This is a genomic window from Mycolicibacterium thermoresistibile, from assembly GCF_900187065.1.
Taxonomy (GTDB): domain Bacteria; phylum Actinomycetota; class Actinomycetes; order Mycobacteriales; family Mycobacteriaceae; genus Mycobacterium; species Mycobacterium thermoresistibile.
This window is the reverse complement of the sequence record NZ_LT906483.1, coordinates 3,617,497-3,637,167: the sequence shown is the minus strand read 5'-3', so window position 1 is coordinate 3,637,167 and position 19,671 is coordinate 3,617,497. Positions and strand designations below refer to the sequence as shown.

The 19,671-nt window shown below is 67.2% G+C and carries 12 protein-coding genes; 6 read left to right on the top strand and 6 right to left on the bottom strand.

What is annotated here, in order from left to right; translation table 11 throughout:
• Positions 1–90 precede the first annotated feature (90 nt).
• The 5 genes from CKW28_RS17005 to CKW28_RS16985 all read right to left on the bottom strand — a co-directional run bounded on the left by CKW28_RS17005 (position 91) and on the right by CKW28_RS16985 (position 9,712).
• Positions 91–1,389, bottom strand: a complete 1,299-nt coding sequence (locus CKW28_RS17005; protein ID WP_131807475.1) for a hypothetical protein — start codon at positions 1,387–1,389, stop codon at positions 91–93.
• 480 nt (positions 1,390–1,869) lie between these two features.
• The gene (locus tag CKW28_RS17000) at positions 1,870–3,303 is read right to left on the bottom strand and encodes a hypothetical protein (protein ID WP_131588047.1); all 1,434 of its coding nucleotides are present in this window, start codon (positions 3,301–3,303) and stop codon (positions 1,870–1,872) included.
• A 639-nt stretch (positions 3,304–3,942) separates the two neighbouring features.
• Positions 3,943–5,361, bottom strand: coding sequence for a hypothetical protein (locus tag CKW28_RS16995; protein WP_040547096.1), 1,419 nt, complete (start codon positions 5,359–5,361; stop codon positions 3,943–3,945).
• Positions 5,362–6,191: 830 nt separating this feature from the next.
• Positions 6,192–7,430, bottom strand: a complete 1,239-nt coding sequence (locus CKW28_RS16990; protein ID WP_131588046.1) for a hypothetical protein — start codon at positions 7,428–7,430, stop codon at positions 6,192–6,194.
• Between the two features lie 335 nt (positions 7,431–7,765).
• Positions 7,766–9,712 (bottom strand): hypothetical protein, encoded by a 1,947-nt coding sequence (locus CKW28_RS16985; RefSeq protein ID WP_003926049.1) that lies wholly within the window; start codon positions 9,710–9,712, stop codon positions 7,766–7,768.
• A gap of 544 nt (positions 9,713–10,256) precedes the next feature.
• On the opposite strand from CKW28_RS16985, the gene mshB reads away from it, so the two are divergent.
• Positions 10,257–11,144: an N-acetyl-1-D-myo-inositol-2-amino-2-deoxy-alpha-D-glucopyranoside deacetylase gene (mshB, locus tag CKW28_RS16980; protein WP_003926048.1), complete on the top strand. Its 888-nt coding sequence runs from the start codon at positions 10,257–10,259 to the stop codon at positions 11,142–11,144.
• Between the two features lie 215 nt (positions 11,145–11,359).
• Complete coding sequence (locus CKW28_RS16975) at positions 11,360–11,698, top strand: hypothetical protein (RefSeq protein WP_050811979.1); 339 nt, start codon at positions 11,360–11,362, stop codon at positions 11,696–11,698.
• A 44-nt stretch (positions 11,699–11,742) separates the two neighbouring features.
• Here CKW28_RS16975 and CKW28_RS16970 read toward each other — a convergent pair whose 3' ends face one another.
• Complete coding sequence (locus CKW28_RS16970) at positions 11,743–12,900, bottom strand: hypothetical protein (protein ID WP_157997572.1); 1,158 nt, start codon at positions 12,898–12,900, stop codon at positions 11,743–11,745.
• 309 nt (positions 12,901–13,209) lie between these two features.
• Here CKW28_RS16970 and CKW28_RS16965 point away from each other — a divergent pair, with 309 nt between their 5' ends.
• From CKW28_RS16965 to fdxA, 4 genes are all read left to right on the top strand, one after another.
• On the top strand, positions 13,210–15,825 hold the full coding sequence (locus CKW28_RS16965) for a bifunctional FO biosynthesis protein CofGH (RefSeq protein ID WP_040547090.1): 2,616 nt from the start codon (positions 13,210–13,212) through the stop codon (positions 15,823–15,825).
• A 593-nt stretch (positions 15,826–16,418) separates the two neighbouring features.
• Positions 16,419–18,281, top strand: a complete 1,863-nt coding sequence (locus tag CKW28_RS16960) for a hypothetical protein (RefSeq protein WP_131588044.1) — start codon at positions 16,419–16,421, stop codon at positions 18,279–18,281.
• Positions 18,282–18,480: 199 nt separating this feature from the next.
• Positions 18,481–19,035, top strand: coding sequence for a YceI family protein (locus CKW28_RS16955; RefSeq protein WP_003926042.1), 555 nt, complete (start codon positions 18,481–18,483; stop codon positions 19,033–19,035).
• A gap of 300 nt (positions 19,036–19,335) precedes the next feature.
• Positions 19,336–19,659 (top strand): ferredoxin, encoded by a 324-nt coding sequence (gene fdxA, locus CKW28_RS16950; protein ID WP_003926041.1) that lies wholly within the window; start codon positions 19,336–19,338, stop codon positions 19,657–19,659.
• The last annotated feature ends 12 nt before the right edge of the window (positions 19,660–19,671 follow it).

The window sequence follows — 19,671 nt, the reverse complement described above, 5'->3', positions numbered from 1 at the left end:
TCGACACCACAGGCGACGGGGCCGTGTCCTGTTGCCGGGCTGAGGAGGGGTGCCCCGGCAGGACGTCTCGTGATCGACTACGTGATCGACCTACTCATCGCCGGAGTCCGAACCTCCGGTGTTGCCCGAGCCTGCGGTGGTCCGGCTGGAACCGGTGGCCGAGCCGGAGTCGCCGCCCGAGCTCCCGCCGGTGGCATCCCCGAGCGAGGCCTTGGTCAGGCCCCGGTTCTTGGCGACGCCGTTCTGCGTTGTCGCGGCGGTCGTCGCGGTTGGCGACACCTTGTTGCCGTTGCTGAGGTCGGTTCCGCCACTCGGTGTGGTCGACTCGTCGTTCTTCAGCGCCGTCGTCGAGTCGTCATCCGACAGGCCGGTGTCCGACAAGCCTTCGCTTTCGACCTGTTCGACCGGATTCTCGCTGCCGGCACCGTCGTTCCCGGTCTTGGCGACAGGGGTGCTGTTGCCCTCGGGCCCCGCGGCAGACGACGTGGTGGTGTCAAGGCTGGTCGCGGACACCTCGACATCGACCACATTGTTTCCGAGCGTTGTCTTGGTGACCTGCGCCGTCGGAGGAGCTGATTCCTCAACAGCGGAGGCGGCCGACGTGGTCGGGGCGTACGGACCCTGCGGGACAAGCGCCTGTGCGATCTGTTCCCGGAAAGTCAGCAGCAGGTCGATCGGTCCGGGCGGGCCCATTCCCGCGACGGAGAGGATGCCCCCGTTCAGTACGCCGCCGTAACCGCCGTTGAGGAAGCCGTCGATGACCACGCCGGGGGCATTGATCAGAGCGTTCACGACCTCGATCGGGTCGCCGGACATCACACCGTCGGCGATGCTCTGCACGACATAGACGGCCGCGGCCATGGTGGCGTTGATGGGCCCGATGAGCGCGATGGGGCCGGCCAGAATGAGTGAGGGGATGACCTGCTGGACGACCCTGTTCAGATTGTCGGACGCCATCATGATCGGCCGTAGCGGAGCGCCCAGCGCTTCGAGGAGCGGGAGTGCCACGGGCAGCATGATGTTCTGCACCGTTTGCACGGCGCCGTAGAGATCTCCCTCGGCGAGCTGTTGGAACGCGATTTCCAGCTGGGCCCGTCCGACGGTGTTGAATACTTCGATGGCGTCGTTGATGGAGGTCGGGATGACCTCCATGGCGAATTCGAGGTTCGCCACCTGGTTTTCGATGATCTGCGACAGGATCGGCGCCGGGTTGGCGAGGAATTTCTCGACCAGTGCACTCGCGTTGCCGGTCGTTCGCTCGAACAGCCCGGTGTAGAACTCGATGGGGCTGACGGTGAGCTGCACCGGGGAGGCCACGGTCGCCGGCACTTTGATGTCCGGCAGAGGTGGCGTGACCGTCGGGGCGACCGCGATGACGCCGGCGCCCACCAGGGCGACGCCGGCCGTCGCATACGGTCGGATGGATGAGAGCATCAACGACTCCTTCCAGCCGTTTGCAGATGTCGGACAACCAGGAACTTACCGCAGAGTAATAAGATTGCGGAAGAGGTTGGCCAAAAATCTGAGATCTCCCAGTCGCGAACATCGCTTCGTGAGATGCCCTGTGGGTAGGCGTGTTTGGGCGTACGAGACAATCGATCAGGGCGCGATGTGAGCGGGCACGGTCGAACCGCAGGTGTTGCCGTACGGTCTGCGGAGTTGCCGTACGGCTGATCAACGGTATTTGCTCGATATCCTCCGGGCGCGAGCGCGGGACAGCGGCGGCACACGCCAGAGGGGGCCCCGCCTCCCGTGGGTCTCTCGACACCACGGAAGGCGGGGCCGTGTCCTGTTGCCGGGCTGAGAAAGGAGGGGTGCCGCGGCAAGGACCTCTACGTAATCGACCTCGTGATCGGCTACGTGATCGACCTACTCGTCGCCGGAGTCGGAACCGCCTCCGGCGACGGAACCGCCTCCGGCGACGGAACCGCCGGTGGTCCGGCTGGAACCGGTGGCCGAGCCGGAGTCGTTGCCCGAGCCCCCGCCGGTGGCATCTCCGAGCGAGGCCTTGGTCAATCCCCGGTTCTTGGTGGCACCGCCCGAGCCACCAGCGGTCGGGCCGTCGGCGTTTGTGCCGCCGATGCTGGGCGTTTCGTCGTCGGCACCGACATCGACGGAAAGGTCGAGCTCATCCGAGCCGGCGTCGGTCTCGACCACCTCGACCCCGCCGTTCTCGGAAGTGGCGTCGGTCAGGGCGGCGTTGCTCGCCTTCTTGGCAGGCTTGTCGACAAAGCCTGCGACCTCGACGGTCTCGGCATCGGACCCCTGGCCGGTGTTGTCGCCGACGGCGTCGCCTCCGCTCGCGTCCCCGTCTCCGTCATCGAAACCGACAGCGACGAACTCGCCACTTCCGGTGCTCGGGTCGCCGACACCGCCCGCCGCGGACGGCGCGGACTTCTCGGCGGCGCTGAACAATCCGCCGAAGGGGTTCGTCGGAACGCCGCCGGAGGCGCCCAGCGCATCGGCGATCGCCCGAGGAAGGGTGACCGTGAGTACCTCCACGAGTCCGGGAATACCGTCCGCTCCCACCAGAAGCCCCGGATAATCGAAGCCTTCCAAGCTGGAGTAACCGTTCAACAGCGCACCGGCCATCACACCGGGCGCATTGAGCAGCGCGGTGAGGGCGCCCAGCGGGTCGGCCTCGCCAATCGCATTGATTGCCAGCTGGATACTGTCGCCGAAGGCATTCGCCACCCCGAGGCCGGTGCCCGCACCGCTCAGCAAGGCCATGGTCACCGGGCCAAGTGGGCTGGTGAGAGTGGTGACCACGTTGGCGACGTTCTGCACGATCTCCGCCGGGATCTCCAACAGCCCGGAAGCCAAGAGTGGCAAACCGATCGCTATGACAGGACCGAGGAGCGTGGTTCTCGCGGCGACCGCGACGAAGCCGGCGAAGTTACCCGCGGTGAGCTCGGCTACCGCCTCTTGCAAGCCGGCGATCAAACCGTCCGGGTTGTCGGGCGAGAGGAACTCGGTCAACCCCTCGACCAGGCCTTGCCCTGCAGTCCCAATTGTTTGTAGGTAACCGATTTGGTTGGCGAGGATTTGTCGCAGGACAGGAGCCGGGTTGCTCAGGACCTCCTCGGCGATCACACCGCCGTTCTCGAACGCGGCCGTGAAGACCTCGATCCAGGTGGTCAGCGGGTCGAAGAAGGCGGACAGCTCCACCGCCTGGGACGAAACCTGTGGAACGGTGACGTGACTCTCCGGGATGGGCGGAGCGACCACCGGGGCGGCAGCGATGACTCCGGCGCCCACCAGGGCAACTCCGGCCGTCGCATACGGACGGATGGACGCAAGCATGAAACGACTCCTTCCAGCCGTTTGCAGATGTCGGACAACTGAGAATTTACCGCACAGTAATAAGGTTGCGGCGCAATCTGGGAAAAAAACTGAGAGATTCTCAGTGTCGGCGTACCGGCTGTCCGGAATCCATGGTGTCGACTGATTTTGGACTGTGCCTATGACTTCGGAAGAAGTGAATGTCGATCCGGCTCATTGTTCGCTGGCTACCCGGACGATCTTGGCAACACGTGTTAGCTGGATAGGTGGATATCCGATGATGTCGCTCGATAATGCGACACCGAAACGGCGGTATCGATTTGCGTGAGAGAGGTCGGGTGGGGCAGGGTGCGTCGCCGCCGCCCTGAAGTTACCGTTGATTCGGCTCGTGCCATGCTGAGGAGAGTGCGCCTTCGTCCCGTGGCGAAGGTCCGAATGCTTTACCTGAGACGACACGCCGATACAGCCGAGTCTGCCCCGCGCCGTGACGACAGGGCAGCGGAATCAGCATCGCCGGCGGAACTTCGCCCGCGTAGCCGGTACCGTCTGCCGGCGGTTGCGGTGCGCAGGTCGTGTGCCGATGAACCGGCGGGTTCGGAAAAGAATTCGGAAAGAAACAGTGGGGCCCCTTGATCGCAAGGGGCCCCACCATCAGAGGGATTACTCGTCGGCGTCGCCCGGACCCCTGTCGTTGCTGCCGGTGGCAGTCGAAGTCGACGAACCGGAAGCATCCTTGGCGTTGGTGCTTACGCGCTCACCGACGGCCGACGTCGCTGCAACTCCGTTCTGGACGCTGGGTGCCGTAGTGCGGAGTTGGCCTCGAACGCCGCGGACAGGGCCCGACTGCTCGCGGGGCTTTGCACCGTCGGCGACGGTCTCGCCCGGAACCGCCCGGAGGCTGTCACGAACAAGCGAGGCGCGGCTCTCGACCGCGGTCAGGCTCGCCTCCTTCGCACCGGTGGTCTCTTCGGCCGCCGAAACTGAGGTGTCGCCGTCCTCAGCGGATTTCGAGTCGGCTTCGAGCCCGGATTCGACGGTTGGCTCCGTGGGGGCGGCCAGTCGCTGCACGCCTGCCTCCCGGATGGCGGGACCATCGTTCGTTTCCGCCGTCGCCTGGCTTCCGGCCGATTGATTCTCGACCAGATCTCCTTCATCGAGGGAGTCGATCTCGACAGGCGTCTCTGTCGAGACGGTGTGAGTCGACATCATGGTCGAGACCGGATTGGGTGTGTAGCCGAGAACTTGAGCGATCGCCACCCGAACCCCATGCAGGAGCGCGATCGTTCCACCGGTATTTCCGTCGACTCCCGAGCCGAGCAGTCCGCCGAGCAACAGGCCACCATCCGGTGTGTAGCCGTTGAGCGCCGCGTCCAGGATGGTGGCCGGTGCCGCTATCAACGCGCTGACGAGCTGCGCGGGATCACCCGCTGCTTCGACGATGTTCTGGAGAGCCAGTCCAGTGCCACCCACCAAGGCCATGACCGGGTTGAGGGGGGCGAGGACGAGGCCGAGCAGGGTCCCCGGGTCGGTGGCGAACGAGGTGATCACATTGGTCAGGTTCTGAAGAGGCTTCCCGATGAGATCAATCGCGGCGGGCACCAGATTGCCCATGAGCAACGGCAAACCGATCACGATCACCGGACCCATTGCCAGGACGTCGAATGCCTGCTGTATCTCGCCGGCCCGCAGCAGGTCGACAGCGGTCTCGATCATGAAGAACACGCCCTGGGGGTTCTCGGGCGAGAACGCATACGCAAGAGACTGGAGTGTGGACACCAGTTCGGGGAAGAACGCTTCGACGTTCTCGACCTGATTGGCAACGATCTGCTGCAAGATCGGGGCTGGGTTCGCGGAGAGGACGCTGAACAGGCCCTGGAGATTCTCGGCCGTGTTCTGGAACAGTTGCCCGTAGGCGTCCAACGGGTTCGCGAACGCCGTCGGTTGAACCGAGGCGGACGAGTATTTCGCCTCTACCGTGATGTCGGGTACGGGCGGGGCGATTGTCGGGGCCACCGTGATGATGCCGGCCCCGACAAGCGCCACGCCTGCCGTGGTGAATGACCGCAGACGCGCATACATGCACGACTCCTTCCAGCCGTTTGCAGATGTCGGACGTCCGTAAACTTACCCGACAGTAGGGTTGTGGATGTCAAAACTTTTGAAATCGCTGAGAATCTCTCAGCCACGCGGCGGGGACTCCTGACCGGCTGCTCAGAAGGTTCCAAGCGTTGGCCCAGACGCCTGGGCCCATCTCGGCGACGATCGGATTCGGACTTCTGCCGTTGTCTGCGAGTGGTCGCCGCCTCCGGCGTCGCCGTCGGGCTGCTTTGCTCCGCCCCCGCGAAAGCTCGCTGGGCGCGCGAACGGCTCTGAGCGGGTCGGCGCGGCCAGGAACAGCGCCAGCGGTTGGCGGTGCCCCAGTCGGACGCGGAGGATGCGGCGCGGCGTTGCCAGCGCCGGGTTTCTCGAGGACCGCACCCTGGTCTTTTTGGTGCAGGCAAATTCATCGGCGCCGGGATCGGTGCATCGTGGCGAACGCCACACCGAGGAAAAATCCCACTTGGCCATCCGTTTTGCGCTCCGCGCTGGTAGCCTCGTCGCAGGCGGTTCTGCCGCCTCGGGGGGCCCTTCCAGCCGTGATGTCGGACAACTTCACTTCCGGGGGGCTCCCCACCTCAATTTCTGCGGATGTAGCGAACTCCTTCCGGCTGGACTCGTGATTCACGAGCGAAATCGCCGGAACTCGACTTGATTGCCATGGCAAATATCGCTACGGATTCGTCGCGCGGAGTTCCGCACTGAAATCGCTGTGCACCAGAGCGCGAATGCCGCGGGTGCGTAACCGTAGCAATCGATTCGGTGCTTGCGGTAGACCCGAGCGGTTAATCGCAGACGGCGCGTGGCGTCGGTTACTGCGTACCGGCGGCCCTGTCGGATCCGGCGTCGTCGTCTCCGGCAGACAAGGAACCTGCGAGGCCGGGGCGGGTGACACCGCGCTGGATCTGGGTGCCGGTCGACGGGCCACTGACGGTCCCGGCGGGCTTTGTCGACTTGACGGGCGGACCGGCAGCCGCCGACGGAGGTGTCGTGCCCTCGGGATCTTCGATGATCAGCGTCGCGGAGGCGTCGGTGACCGCTTCGTCGGACGCGTCGGCCGTCGCCGGGTCGGGAGAGACCTCATCCCGGGGTTGGGCGGCATCGTCGCCGACGTCACGCGGCAACGAACTCGATGCGTCCTCGCCACCCTTGGCGGGCACTCCAGGCGTCTCGACCGTCCGGGTGAAGCCGGCCGGCGCGGGCGGGCCTGCCGGCGTCTCGACCGTCCCGGCATCGCGGACGGCCGACTTGCCGACCCCGCGGGGCTCAGAAGAGATGCCTTGCTCGGGCGGTCGCACCGACACCGGCAGCAGGCGGATCAACGAGTCGATCACCGCACGGACGAACTCGATGGAACGCTGCCAGAAGAACTCCAGGCGGTCGATCCGGTTCGAGTCCCGCGCCGTCGCCAGGGTGAACGGGAGCATCACCAGCTCCCGCAATCGCTCACCGAGGCCGCTGAACACCTCGACGGCTCCGGTGAACCCGGTCGCCGCCCCGAGTTGATCGATGAATGCCCGGCCCGCCTCCCCGAATTCGGTGCCGATCGTCACCAGCGTCTCGACAACGTCGATGATCGCCTGCTGCGGTGTGGGGAGACCGGCGACCAGATCCGCGATCGGGCCGGTCAGCTCGCCGGACATGTCCGGTATCGGCGCCAGTCCGAGGTTCTCACTGCCGGAACCGTTGTCGGCCGGGGGTACCCACACGTCGTAGATCGGCTGCCCGGCGCGGCCGCCGACACCTGCCGGCGGGTTGGCGGCACTGAGCAGGTCGTCGATCGTATGCCGCGGTTCGTCATCGGAACCGTCGGTGATCCAACCCGACACCACGCCGTCGAGCATCTGGAGTGGATTGGGCCAGCCGCCCCCGGCGCCGACCTTCTTGAGGAAATCGGGGTCCAGAACGTCCATCGGGTGTCCGTCGGCGGTGAGATCCGATGGCGACACCCGGATGTCCGGTGGGGGAGGGACGATGGGGTTGACGGCAATGGCCGCTGCGCCGACGATCGCCACTGCGGTGGCGACAACAGGGCCGGCGCCCCACGACATAGCAACTCCTGTGTACCCGGCGAATTCGAGTCATTCATTCTAGCTGAGTAATTCATAAGAAAACAGTGGATAGCTGGCGAACATCATGGCGTCCGGTCAATACCGCCGGGATAACGCTGGCCGCCTTGGCAAGCAAGAAGATTCGTGCATATCGGCGACGGAAACCTCGATAACGGCAACGATTATGCCATTTGCAGATGGCAAATTATTCGCCCGTCGGCTCGGCGTCACACCGCCGGGATTCTCAGTAATTCGACGCCATCCGAACGGAAATCGGCCCCCTCGCCAGAGGGGGCCGATCACCGAGTCCGAGGCGCTGCTCAGCGCACGGGGACTCACTTCTTGGTCGTGGGCTTGTCGTTCGACCTGTCCGGTGAGGACGGGGCCTCGGACGACGCCCCCTGCGGCGATCCGGACTCGTGCGTCGTGAACTTGGTGAACCGCTTGTGGTTTCGGTCGACTTTCACCCCACCGGGCTTCTGCTGGAGCTCAACCGGCGTCTGAGCACGCTGCGGCTGACGATGCGTCCCGAGATCCACCGGCGTCGGCAGAAGACCGGTCCGCAGCTCGCGCTTCTCCACCTTCCGGTGCTCGATCTTCGGCTTGTCGGGTTGCTCCTGCTTCAGCCCGTCCGCAGCGGGACTCTCGACGACGAGGGTTTCACCACCACCGGGAAGGGCGGTCGGACCGTCCTGAGCGAAACGCATCGCGCCGGCCTGCCCCGGCTCGTTCCGTTCACCCGCCGTGCGAAGAACATTCTGCGATCCGGTCGAATTGCCCTCTGCCGCCGCGGCGTCGAGCCCGAGCAGTGACACGATGGCCGCCCCGACGTCCTTGCTCGCCGACTGCAGCCGATTCTGGACATCGGCGAACACGCCGGTCTTGCCGCCGAGGGGTTCGATCAGCGCATCGCGCAATGCGAACAGGACGGGGTTGATCGCCCAGGACGGACCGTGGACGGTCTGGGTGATGAAGTCCGCCAACGCGGCTCGGGTGTCGCCGCCATCGACGACGGAGGCCGCGACGTCGATCAGGCCGAGCGGGAGCAGGGCCGCGCCGTAGACGGTGCGGACCGCGGCCGCACCGAAACCTTCGGTCAGTCGGAAGAATCCGTCCACCACGTCTTCGGCGGGACGGTGCCCCTCGAACCCGCTGCCGAAACCCTTGTCGACAATGTAATCGATGGCCTCCAGCGCCCGGGTGAGCGGGTCGACGCTCATCGCGTCCGAGGCCGCGGCGCCGGCCGCCATCGTCGACACCGTCGGCAGGCCGAGCAGATCCACGATGGTGTTGCCGATCTGCTTGCTCACCGACTGCAGCTGGTTCTGGATGTCGGCGAACACCCCCGGCTGGCCGCCCAGCGGCTCGATCAGGCTGTCGCGCAACGCGAACAGGATCGGGTTGACCGCCCATGACGGCCCGTCGACGGTGTTTCGGATGAACTCCGCCAGCGCCACCCGCGGATCGTCACCGGAGAGGAGGGCGGCCGGGACGCTCAGCAGGCCGAGCGGGAGCAGGGCGAGACCGGACAGCGTGCGGATCAGCGACGCGCCCACCCCCTCGATCAACCGGAACATGCCGTCGACAGGATCATCGGCGGACTCGTGCTGGTCGAAGCCGCTGCCGAACCCGTCGCTGAAAATTCGATCGACCGCCTCCTGGATCCGGCCGATCACGTCGCTGTCATCGAGACCCAGCAGCGCCACGATGACGTCACCGAGGGCGGTGCCGGCCTGCGCCAAACCGAACTGGACGTCGGCGAAGAAGCCCGGGTCCCCACCAAGCGGTACGATCAGCGTGTCGCGCAACGCATACAGAATCGGGTTGACCGCCCAACCGGGCCCGTCGATCACCTGCCGGATGAACTGCGCCAACGCCTCCGCGGGGTCGCCACCCTCTGCGACGGCCTGAAGCGCGGCAATGACTCCGAGCGGTAGCAGCGCCGCGCCCCGGGCGGTGCGCACCGCCGACGCGCCGAAGCCCTCGATGAGGCGGAAGGTGCCGTCGATCGGATCATCGGCGGACTCGTGCGGGTCGAAGCCGCTGCCGAAGCCGGCTTCGATGATGTAGCCGACCGCCTGCTGGATGCGTTCGATCAGATCGGTGGCCGCCAGCAGCGCGTCGAACTGCTCCTGCAGCTGTAGCGCGTCGGCGTCCGCCGCCAGGTTGACGGCGTGAGACGTGTTCGCGTCCGCGCGGACCAGAATGTCGGCCGGTGGAGCTGTGATGAGCGATGGTGTGGCGATGATGCCGGCCCCCACGATCGCGACACCGGACGTCACAAATGCATTGAAATGAGCTCTCACAGCTCTCGCCCCCTGTTTTCCAGATATTCCCCGACTTGCTACTCAGCAATCTAGTTCAGTGGCCGACAAAACTTATCGGTTTCTGAGGGTTTTTTTGTGTCGGTAACAAGGAGGGTTGCCGGTCGGGGTGCCGATCCGCCGGCGGGGGTCAACCTTCCTCGCCCTTCCTCGCCCTGGTCGGCAATCCGGCTGCGCCGGACTGCGGGCGCCGTACAGCGCAGCCCGGTCACCGGGGCAATCCGGCGCAAGCGCTGGTAGCAGGCATATCTCGCGCTCTCCCGCTCGGTTCGCAGCGATGCGAGAGCCGGACTCGACAACCGGCGGACCGGTTCCAGCGACATCGGTCCAGGTGAGAACAACGCGTGAGCGGTGCCGTGTCGCCGGGGCGACCGTGAGCGGAGAGAAAGCTGAGAACAATCGTGCCGGGTGAACCTGTCAGGCACCGGGAGACGGACACAGCAACGCCACGACGGAACGTAGGGGAGTTAGCGGGCGGAAACACGTTGTAGCGTGGCGCGCGATGGACCCCAATGCGTTACCCCGCCTGCTGTTCGTGCACGCCCACCCCGACGACGAGACGCTGATGACCGGCGGCACCATCGCCCACTACGCCGCCCGCGGCGCCGACGTCCGCGTCGTCACCTGCACGCTCGGGGAAGAGGGCGAGGTCATCGGCGACCGGTACGCGCGCCTCGCCGTCGACCACGCCGACCAACTGGGCGGCTACCGCATCTGCGAGCTCACCCGGGCGCTGGAGGCGCTCGGCGTGGAGGAACCGGAGTTCCTCGGCGGCGCCGGCCGCTGGCGCGACTCCGGGATGGTCGGAACCCCGCGCCGGCACCATCCGCGCTTCATCGACGCGGATATTGACGAGGCGGTGGGCGCCCTCGTCCGGATCATCCGCCGCCTCCGGCCGCACGTCGTGGTCACCTACGATCCGAACGGCGGTTACGGGCATCCCGATCACATCCAGGCGCACCGCGTCACCACCGCGGCCGTGGCGGCGGCCGGCGCCGACGACGGCCATCCCGACCAACCGTGGCAGGTACCGAAGTTCTACTGGACGGTCCACGCCCGCAGCGCCATCGACGCCGGCCTCCGCCAACTGGGCGACGTCCCCGCGGACTGGATCCGGGTGTCGATCGAGGACGTGCCGTTCGGCTATCCCGACGAGCGGATCGACGCCGTCATCGACACCACCGCATGCCTGCCCGCCAAGATCGCGGCGCTCAAGGCGCACGCCACCCAGGTCACCGTCGCGCCCGGGGAGCAGGCCTTCACCTTGTCGAACAACATCGCGATGCCGATCCTGGCCGAGGAGCACTACATCCTGGTGTCCGGCAGCAAGGGTCCGACCGACGCCCGCGGGTTCGAAACCGACCTGCTCGCAGGTCTCACCCTGGACTAGCCGCCCCTGGAACAGCGGCCCGGCGACCGAGTAGGCTCCACCTACATCAGCGACGCGTGAAGGGGAACGTCCATGGACCCGGATCTGGACCCGAACCTGCAGCACTGGCAGGACCGCCTGGACAACTTCCAGTGGGTGGTGGGTTCGCTGGTCGGACTGCTCGACAGCATCCCGACCTGACCACCTCGGCGCTCGGCCGCGCCACGCCGGCGATCGTGTTGGGCGTGCTCGCGGTCAACGGCATCCTCTCGGCGATCCTCGCCGTGTTCTTCCTGCCGCTGCGGATCGGTGTCGTCCCCTTCCCGGTCAGCGCGGTGCTCAGCGGGGCGTTGAACGTCGCCCTGGTATGGACCGCGCTGCTGTGGACCGACTCGGTGCGACTGGCGGCGCTGCCCATGTGGACCTGGCTGGCCGCTGTCGGCGTGTTCACCCTCGGCGGTCCCGGCGGCAACATCATGTTCGGCTCCAGCGGCCTCGGCGCGCTGGCGCTGCTGATCCTGCTGGTGTGCGGGATGGTCCCGCCGACGGTCGTGTTGAAGCGCCGAACGGCCTAGCCGCCGTTCGGGTCCGTCGCAGTCGGGGTCAGTCGCCGTTCGGGTCAGTCGCCGCCGGCGACTTTGCGTACACCGGGTTTCGCGGCCCCGGCCGTCGGCTTCTTGGTGACCGTGGCGCCCCCGGCCCGCCGGTCCGTCCGGTCGGCGGCCCCGCGGGCCCGCTCCACACTCGCCGTGGCGGCGCGGGCGACCTCCTGCAGCGAGTCGCGAAGCGCGGTGCCCGGGCGCGGTCCGGGCCGGACGTCGACGCCCGGGGCGGGGCTCTCCCCGGCGTCCGGCGCCGACGAATCGTCCTCGACCGGGTCGGTCTCCGCGAGCAGAGCACCGCGCTGCACCGGCTGTCGCTGAGCCTGGGCCGGCGGCTCAGGCGCCTCATCGGCCGGCAGGTCACCTTCGACGACCGTGGTCGCCGTCGGCGATCCCGCCACCTCGGCTGCGGCACCCGCCTTCGCGATCCCGACCTGCTGGGCCGGGTGGGCTTCGCTCGTCGGGAGGCTCGTCGGGAGGCTCATCGGGAGGGCCGCCGGGAGAACCGGCGGAAGCGGCGGCAGCGGTGGGAAGAAGCTGCGCACCCAGTTGATCTCGTCGCGGATCAGATCCGTCACCGCCTGCGACGTGGCGGCGGCGATATTGGCCAGACCCTCACCGAAGCCGACCGTTCCGCCGATCCAATCCGCGACGTTGAAGACCACGCTGTACACGATCGCTTCACCGAAGGTGTAGAAGATGCCGATCTGACCGGACAGCAGACCCACCCACGGCACCCAGCCGACCGCCCACTGGGCCACCTCGACACCCCAGGCCACGTAGGGTTCGATCAGGTTGTAGACGTCCTTGATCGCGTTCGCCGCGCCGGGAAACGCCGCCGTCCCCACCTCGATCGCGGAGTCGGCCGCAGCTGTCGTTGCGGGCGCGCCGGGCGCGGCGAGCTCCTGTATCGCCGTCACCGCCGCCTGCACTTCGTCGGGTGTGGGGGCGGTGGGGGCAACCGGCGGGGATGCGGGCCGCACCGCCAGCCCCTGCACGGCGGCCAGCAGCGCAACCGCTTCCCGGGACGCCGAGGCATCCAGAACCGGCTGCTCGGCAGTCACCGCGATGTCCGGCGGCAGCGCCTGCACCGGGGCGAACGCGACGGCGGCGGCGCCGACGGCGGCCACCCCGGCCAGCAGGTATGAGTGGACAGAAGTCCGGACAGCAGCCATATTCCTTCCCTGACACGCCCTGACACGACCCGATCCGATGCGCCCCGACCGGACTCAACCTTAACGTCGCAGGGCGCCGAGAACGAAAGTGACGGCACCGTTTTCTCCCGATCTCGAGCGGATTTCAGCCCATTCCCGGGGTCGATTTCCTGGGTCGATTCCCGGGGCCGATTTTCAGGCCGGGGCGTCGACTCCGGTCGGCTCTCCACCGTCAACCGCACCCGTACCGGGCACCGGTCTCGGGGCGCGGACTACTGTGACGGGTATGCCAGGCTCAGTGATCTCAGAGCGCACCGGAGTCCGCCGCCGGTGGCTGTGAATCCTCAGCGCGGTGTCGATCTGCCCGAACCGGTGGTTCCGCCCCCGCCCAGCGCGGCCGGGTCCGGTGCTGCGGGGCCCGGTGGGGGAGCGCCGAGTGCGGCTGGTTTGCGTCGGGTGCTGCGCCGGGCCCGCGACGGGATGGTGCTGAACGTCGACGAGGCGGCGATCGCGATGACGGCCCGCGGCGAGGCGCTGGCCGATCTGTGCGCCAGCGCGGCGCGGGTGCGCGACGCCGGGCTGGAATCGGCCGGGCGGCGCGGGCCGGCCGGAGGGCTGCCGGTGACGTATTCGCGCAAGGTGTTCATCCCGGTCACACATCTGTGCCGGGACACCTGTCACTACTGCACGTTCGTCACGGTGCCGGGCAAGTTGCGGGCTGCGGGCCGCGGCATGTACCTGGAGCCCGACGAGATCGTCGAGATCGCCCGGCGGGGTGCGGAACTGGGCTGCAAGGAGGCCCTGTTCACGCTGGGGGACCGGCCCGAGTCCCGCTGGCCGGAGGCCCGGCAGTGGCTCGATGAGCGGGGTTATGACTCGACGCTGGCGTATGTGCGGGCGATGGCGATCCGGGTGCTGGAGGAGACCGGTCTGCTGCCGCATCTGAATCCCGGGGTGATGAGCTGGTCGGAGCTGTCGCTGCTCAAACCGGTCGCCCCGTCGATGGGGATGATGCTCGAGACCACCTCGCGGCGGCTGTTCGAGACCAAGGGGATGGCGCATTACGGCAGCCCGGACAAGGATCCGGCGGTGCGGTTGCGCACGCTCGATGACGCCGGGCGGTTGTCGATCCCGTTCACCACCGGGCTGTTGGTCGGCATCGGCGAGACCGTGCGGGAACGGGCGGAGACCCTGCACGCGATCCGTGGCTCGCACAAGGAATTCGGCCATGTGCAGGAAGTGATCGTGCAGAACTTCCGGGCCAAACAGCACACCGCGATGGCCGGTGCACCGGACGCCGGGTTCGAGGAGTTCGTGGCCACCATCGCCACCGCGCGGCTGGTGCTGGGCCCGAAGATGCGCATTCAGGCGCCGCCGAACCTGGTGTCGCGCAGCGAATGTCTGGCGCTGCTCGGCGCCGGGGTGGACGACTGGGGTGGGGTGTCGCCGCTGACGCCGGACCATGTGAACCCGGAACGGCCGTGGCCGGCGCTGGATGAGCTGGCCGCGGTGACCGCCGAGGCCGGCTTCGAGCTGACCGAACGGCTCACCGCCCAACCGGCCTATGTGCAGGCCGGGGTCGCCTGGATCGACCCGCGGGTGCGCGCCCACGTCGACGCCCTGGCCGATCCGGCCACCGGACTGGCCCGCGATGTGCGCCCGGTCGGGCGGCCCTGGCAGGAACCCGATGAGGCCGCCGGCTCGCTGGGCCGGGTGGATCTGCACACCGCGATCGACACCGAAGGGCGACACACCCGGACCCGCAGTGATCTGGGTGAGGCCTTCGGCGACTGGGACTCGATCCGCGCCAAGATCAGCGAGCTGACCGCGCGCGCCCCCGAACGCATCGACACCGATGTGCTGGCCGCGCTGCGCTCGGCCGAACGCGATCCGGCCGGCTGCACCGACGACGAATACCTCGCGTTGGCCACCGCCGACGGACCGGCGCTGGATGCCGTTGCCGCGCTGGCCGACTCGCTGCGCCGCGACACCGTCGGCGACGACGTCACCTACGTGGTCAACCGCAACATCAACTTCACCAACATCTGCTACACCGGGTGCCGGTTCTGTGCGTTCGCCCAGCGCAAAGGTGACGCCGACGCGTATTCGCTGTCGGTGGAGGAGGTCGCCGACCGGGCCTGGGAGGCCCACGTCGCCGGCGCCACCGAGGTGTGCATGCAGGGCGGTATCGACCCCGAACTGCCCGTCACCGGTTACGCCGATCTGGTCCGCGCGGTCAAAGCGCGGGTGCCGTCGATGCACGTGCACGCGTTCTCGCCGATGGAGATCGCCAACGGCGTCACCCGAAGCGGGTTGTCGATCCGGGAATGGCTGATCAGCCTGCGCGAAGCCGGACTGGACACCATTCCCGGCACCGCCGCGGAGATCCTCGACGACGAGGTGCGCTGGGTGCTGACCAAGGGCAAGCTGCCCACCTCGATGTGGATCGAGATCGTCACCACCGCCCACGAGGTCGGGCTGCGGTCCAGCTCGACGATGATGTACGGCCACGTCGACACCCCGCGGCACTGGATCGGGCATCTGCGCATCCTGCGTGACATCCAGGACCGCACCGGCGGATTCACCGAGTTCGTGCCGCTGCCGTTCGTGCACCAGAGCTCACCGCTGTATCTGGCCGGCGGAGCCCGGCCCGGACCCACCCACCGCGACAACCGCGCCGTGCACGCCCTGGCCCGCATCATGCTGCACGGACGCATCAACCACATCCAGACCAGCTGGGTGAAACTGGGTGTGGAACGCACCCAGGTGATGCTCCAGGGCGGCGCCAACGACCTCGGCGGCACCCTGATGGAGGAAACCATCTCCCGCATGGCCGGCTCCGAACACGGATCGGCCAAAACCGTCGCCGAACTCGTCGCGATCGCCGAAGGCATCGGCCGGCCCGCCCGGCAACGCACCACCACCTACACCCCACTCGCCGCCTAGCAACACCGTCGCGTCAAACTGCGATTTCGGCGTGCTGACGGTCGCTCAGCGGTCGTGCGCACGCCGAAATCGCGTTGCTGGCTGTGGGCTTCCGGCACGTCCGTACCCGGGATTTTTCTGGGATAACCACGATCTATTTACGTCGACGTTAGTTAACTATCGGCTCTGCACGTCCTACGCTTGCCGCGGTTGCCCCGGCTCGGTGGGCGCTGGGGTGCCGATGTCCGGGCGGTAGCTGGGTCCACGTGTGTTGTCACATCGACGACATGCAGATCTGGCAAAGGTCCTGCGGTGGGCACAGTGCGCAGTTGATCACGGTTTCTCGAATCCGTGTGACGGTCGGGCAAACGGGGCGGCCGATCTCGAGGCTCCCGGCCGGGGTGGGCCGGGGGTCTTTTGTTTGCCAGGCTCAGATGTTTGCTGGGTCAGCAATCACGGTGAACGTCTGGAGAAGCCAGCGAAGAATCCGCTATAGCAAATATTATTACTAGCGAAAATATCCGTCGCAAAACGAAGAAAAACCTTAGAAAACCCGGTGGTTCTGGCTTAGATTGCTTTCTTGCCCCCATTAACAACTACACAGGAGCAAAGTCATGGACGTACAGCTCAAGTCCTATATGACGACCGGTGTAGCAATCGTCGGAGCCGGCATCATCGCCGTCACCCCGATTACTGCACTGCCGCCGGACACCATGGTTCGCGCTGCCGCGCCGCCGGCGGTGTCGCTGGAAGTCGAACCTGCCGGCGTGGTCGAAGACCTCCTCGCCAACATCGCCCTGCTCGGCAGTGCGGGCGGCATGGCAGCGGACGTCATCCTCTCCGGCGTCGGCGCCGTGCCGAGATACCTGGTGACCGCCGTGGCGGCCGGCATCGCCGACCCGAGCGCGATCCCCAGCCTGCTCAGCGCGTTGGTGCATCTGGCCTTCGCTCCGCCCGGAGTGGACAGCCCGACCTCCTTCATCAAGCAGCTCACGCCGCACCTGGCTCTGGCGACGAGCGTGCTGCCCGAACCGTTGCGCGACCTCGCGAACCAGGTGTCCGGCCAGATCAATGAGCTGATCGCCAGCTTCCTCGGATTCCTGCCGGATCCGACCGCGGGATTCGCCGCGCTGGTGCCTGGCGCCCCGCTGCCCGGCCTGATCGGCGACATCGTCGGCGGCATCGAAACGCTCGCCGAGGCGCTGGGTGCGTCGGTGAGCAACACCCTCACCGCGCTCGGCGGGATGCCCGCGATGCTCGCCGCGACCTTCGGCGCGGCGATCGAGAATCCGAGCGACATCCCGGGGCTGCTCTCCTACCTGGTGTCCGGCGTCTTCGCGCCGACCGGCTCGCTGATCGCCGGGCTGATCAACCCGCTGGTCGACGCGGCGGCCGGGGTGCCGCTGGTGGGCGGACTGATCGAGGGTGCGCGCGACGTGTTCTTCGACGTCGTGAGCACCGTCCTCGGTGTGCTGCCCGACCCGATCGACCCGTTCATCCCGTCGCCGCCGCCGCAGGAGATGGACGGCATGGCGCTGCTGGCGGCGCCGGCCACATTCGACGGTCTGCTGCCGGGGATCGGCGACATCGGCGGGCTGCTGCCCGGCATCGGTGACATCGAGGAAGTCATCGAAGCGATGCGCACCGCGGTGACCGACTTCGTCGCCGGAATCGGGGATGTGCCCGAACTGCTCGGCGAAGCGGTCCGCGCGGTGATCGCGAACCCGCTGGACTTCGGCCGGCAGGCGGTGACCTTCCTCAACTACTCGATCAACTCCGCGCGGGAGGGCTTCCAGCCGATCATCGCGGCGGTCCTCGGGTTGCTGCCCGAGGTCATCCGTACCCCGCTGGAACAGATCGGCCGCACCATCGACGGCGTCATCATCAGCGCCCAGAACGCCGCCCAGGACTTCGTCGAGCGGCCGGGCGGTGGCGGTCCCGTCGATATGGACGCCAAGGCGGGCGCCCCGGTGGATGTGGGTGAGTCCGACGAGGGTCCGGACGACGGCCAGACGGATCAGGACAAGGACGGGGACGACAGGCGTGACGACAAGGGTAAGGACGGTATGAAACCCGGCAAGCCCGGGAAGGGGCGGTCGGCTGTGGCCGTCACCGATGTGACCATCGCACCGGTCGCCGACCTGGTGCCGGTCGACGTGGCCGCCGGCGAGGGCCTGGATCTCACCGAGATCGCGGTCGGCGAGGTGGAAACGGTCCTCGACAAGGCCCCCGTCGAGAAGATCGGCGGCACCGAGAAGTTGGTGACCGGTTCGGTCGTCAAGAAGCCGGTCCTCAACGAGGTGCGGGTCAACGGGCCGGTGACCGAGTCGCCGAGCCTCGGCGGCGGTGACACCGACTCGCCCAAGGCCGGTGGAGGCGACGGCAAGGACGCCGGCGGCGCCACCAAGGTCACCGCCGGTGTCGCAGCCGGCGGTGGCACGGGCGGCGGGTTGGACACGTCAGGGGACGACGACTGACCCGCTGAGGTTCTCGAAGAACCCCCACCAGAGCCCTCCCTTCCGCGGATCCCCCGCCGCGGAGGGGAGGGCTTCACCATGTCCGGCCCGGGCCGAGAAATAAAACTGGACCGTGGTCCGGTTATGCGGGACAGCGGGTCGACGAGGACTCCGCTTTTTTCGCAGATTCACGTCAACCCGAGTGTGAAGGAGACGTCATATGACCACGGCAGCCGAAACCCGACTCAGCGCAGGTACCTGGAACATCGACCCGGTCCACTCGACCGTCGGATTCAGCGTGCGCCACCTCATGGTCAGCAAGGTGCGCGGCACCTTCGACCGGTTCAACGGCGCGATCGAGGTCGCCGAAGACGGCACCGCATCGGTACGGGCCGAGATCGACATCGACTCGATCAACACCCGTAACGAGCAGCGCGACGCACACCTGAAGTCCGCCGAGTTCTTCGACGTCGCCAACCATCCGACCGCGACGTTCGTCTCCACCGGGCTGCGCCGCGACGGCGAGGACTATCTGCTCGACGGTGACCTCACGATCAAGGGCATCACCCGCCCGGTCACCCTCGAGATGCAGTTCAACGGCGTCAACCCCGGTATGGGCCAGGGGGAGGTGGCCGGCTTCGAGGCCTCGGTGGTGCTCAACCGGCGCGACTTCGGCATCGACATCGACACGCCGCTGGAGACCGGCGGCGTGGTGGTCGGCGACAAGGTCACCGTCACCCTCGAGATCGAGGCCGTCAAGCAGCAGGACGCCTGATCGGCTCGGCCGAGTGTCGGGTTCGTGCACGTTTCGCGTCCGGCGGCGCGACACGAACCCGACACTCGGCGTTTGTCAGTTCGCGCGGCGGCCCGAGTGCGCCGCGAAAGGGTGACTCCCGTTACTGGGCCGGTAACCGCGACGGTTAGTATCTGTAACCACGCGCCACCCTTAACTGGGCGGTGCGCGGGTTAGGGCACACTGAGACGCACGTCCCAGGAGCGGCATCGCATACTGGGCAACGGCTTCAGACCCCACCAGCTGGCAGCCCCACACTGGACAGGAGATCGAGGAGACTTCGTGACGTACGTCATTGCCGAACCTTGTGTCGACGTCAAGGACAAGGCGTGTATCGAGGAGTGCCCTGTCGACTGCATCTACGAGGGCGCCCGAATGCTCTACATCCACCCCGACGAATGCGTCGACTGTGGGGCGTGTGAGCCGGTCTGCCCGGTGGAGGCCATCTACTACGAAGACGATGTGCCGGATCAGTGGGCCGGCTACACCCAGATCAACGCCGACTTCTTCGAGGAGTTGGGCTCGCCCGGTGGCGCCTCCAAGGTCGGCCTGACCGAGAACGATCCGCAGGCGGTCAAGGATCTGCCGCCGCAGGGTGAGGACTGAGGACGTCGCGCC

What these genes read in the sequence shown, in the direction of transcription:
- CKW28_RS17000 (WP_131588047.1), bottom strand. Translation starts at nt 3,303, where the DNA reads ATGCTTGCGTCCATCCGTCCGTATGCGACGGCCGGAGTTGCCCTGGTG.
- CKW28_RS16995 (WP_040547096.1), bottom strand. Translation starts at nt 5,361, where the DNA reads ATGTATGCGCGTCTGCGGTCATTCACCACGGCAGGCGTGGCGCTTGTC.
- CKW28_RS16990 (WP_131588046.1), bottom strand. Translation starts at nt 7,430, where the DNA reads ATGTCGTGGGGCGCCGGCCCTGTTGTCGCCACCGCAGTGGCGATCGTC.
- mshB (WP_003926048.1), top strand. Translation starts at nt 10,257, where the DNA reads ATGGACCCCAATGCGTTACCCCGCCTGCTGTTCGTGCACGCCCACCCC.
- CKW28_RS16970 (WP_157997572.1), bottom strand. Translation starts at nt 12,900, where the DNA reads ATGGCTGCTGTCCGGACTTCTGTCCACTCATACCTGCTGGCCGGGGTG.
- CKW28_RS16960 (WP_131588044.1), top strand. Translation starts at nt 16,419, where the DNA reads ATGGACGTACAGCTCAAGTCCTATATGACGACCGGTGTAGCAATCGTC.
- CKW28_RS16955 (WP_003926042.1), top strand. Translation starts at nt 18,481, where the DNA reads ATGACCACGGCAGCCGAAACCCGACTCAGCGCAGGTACCTGGAACATC.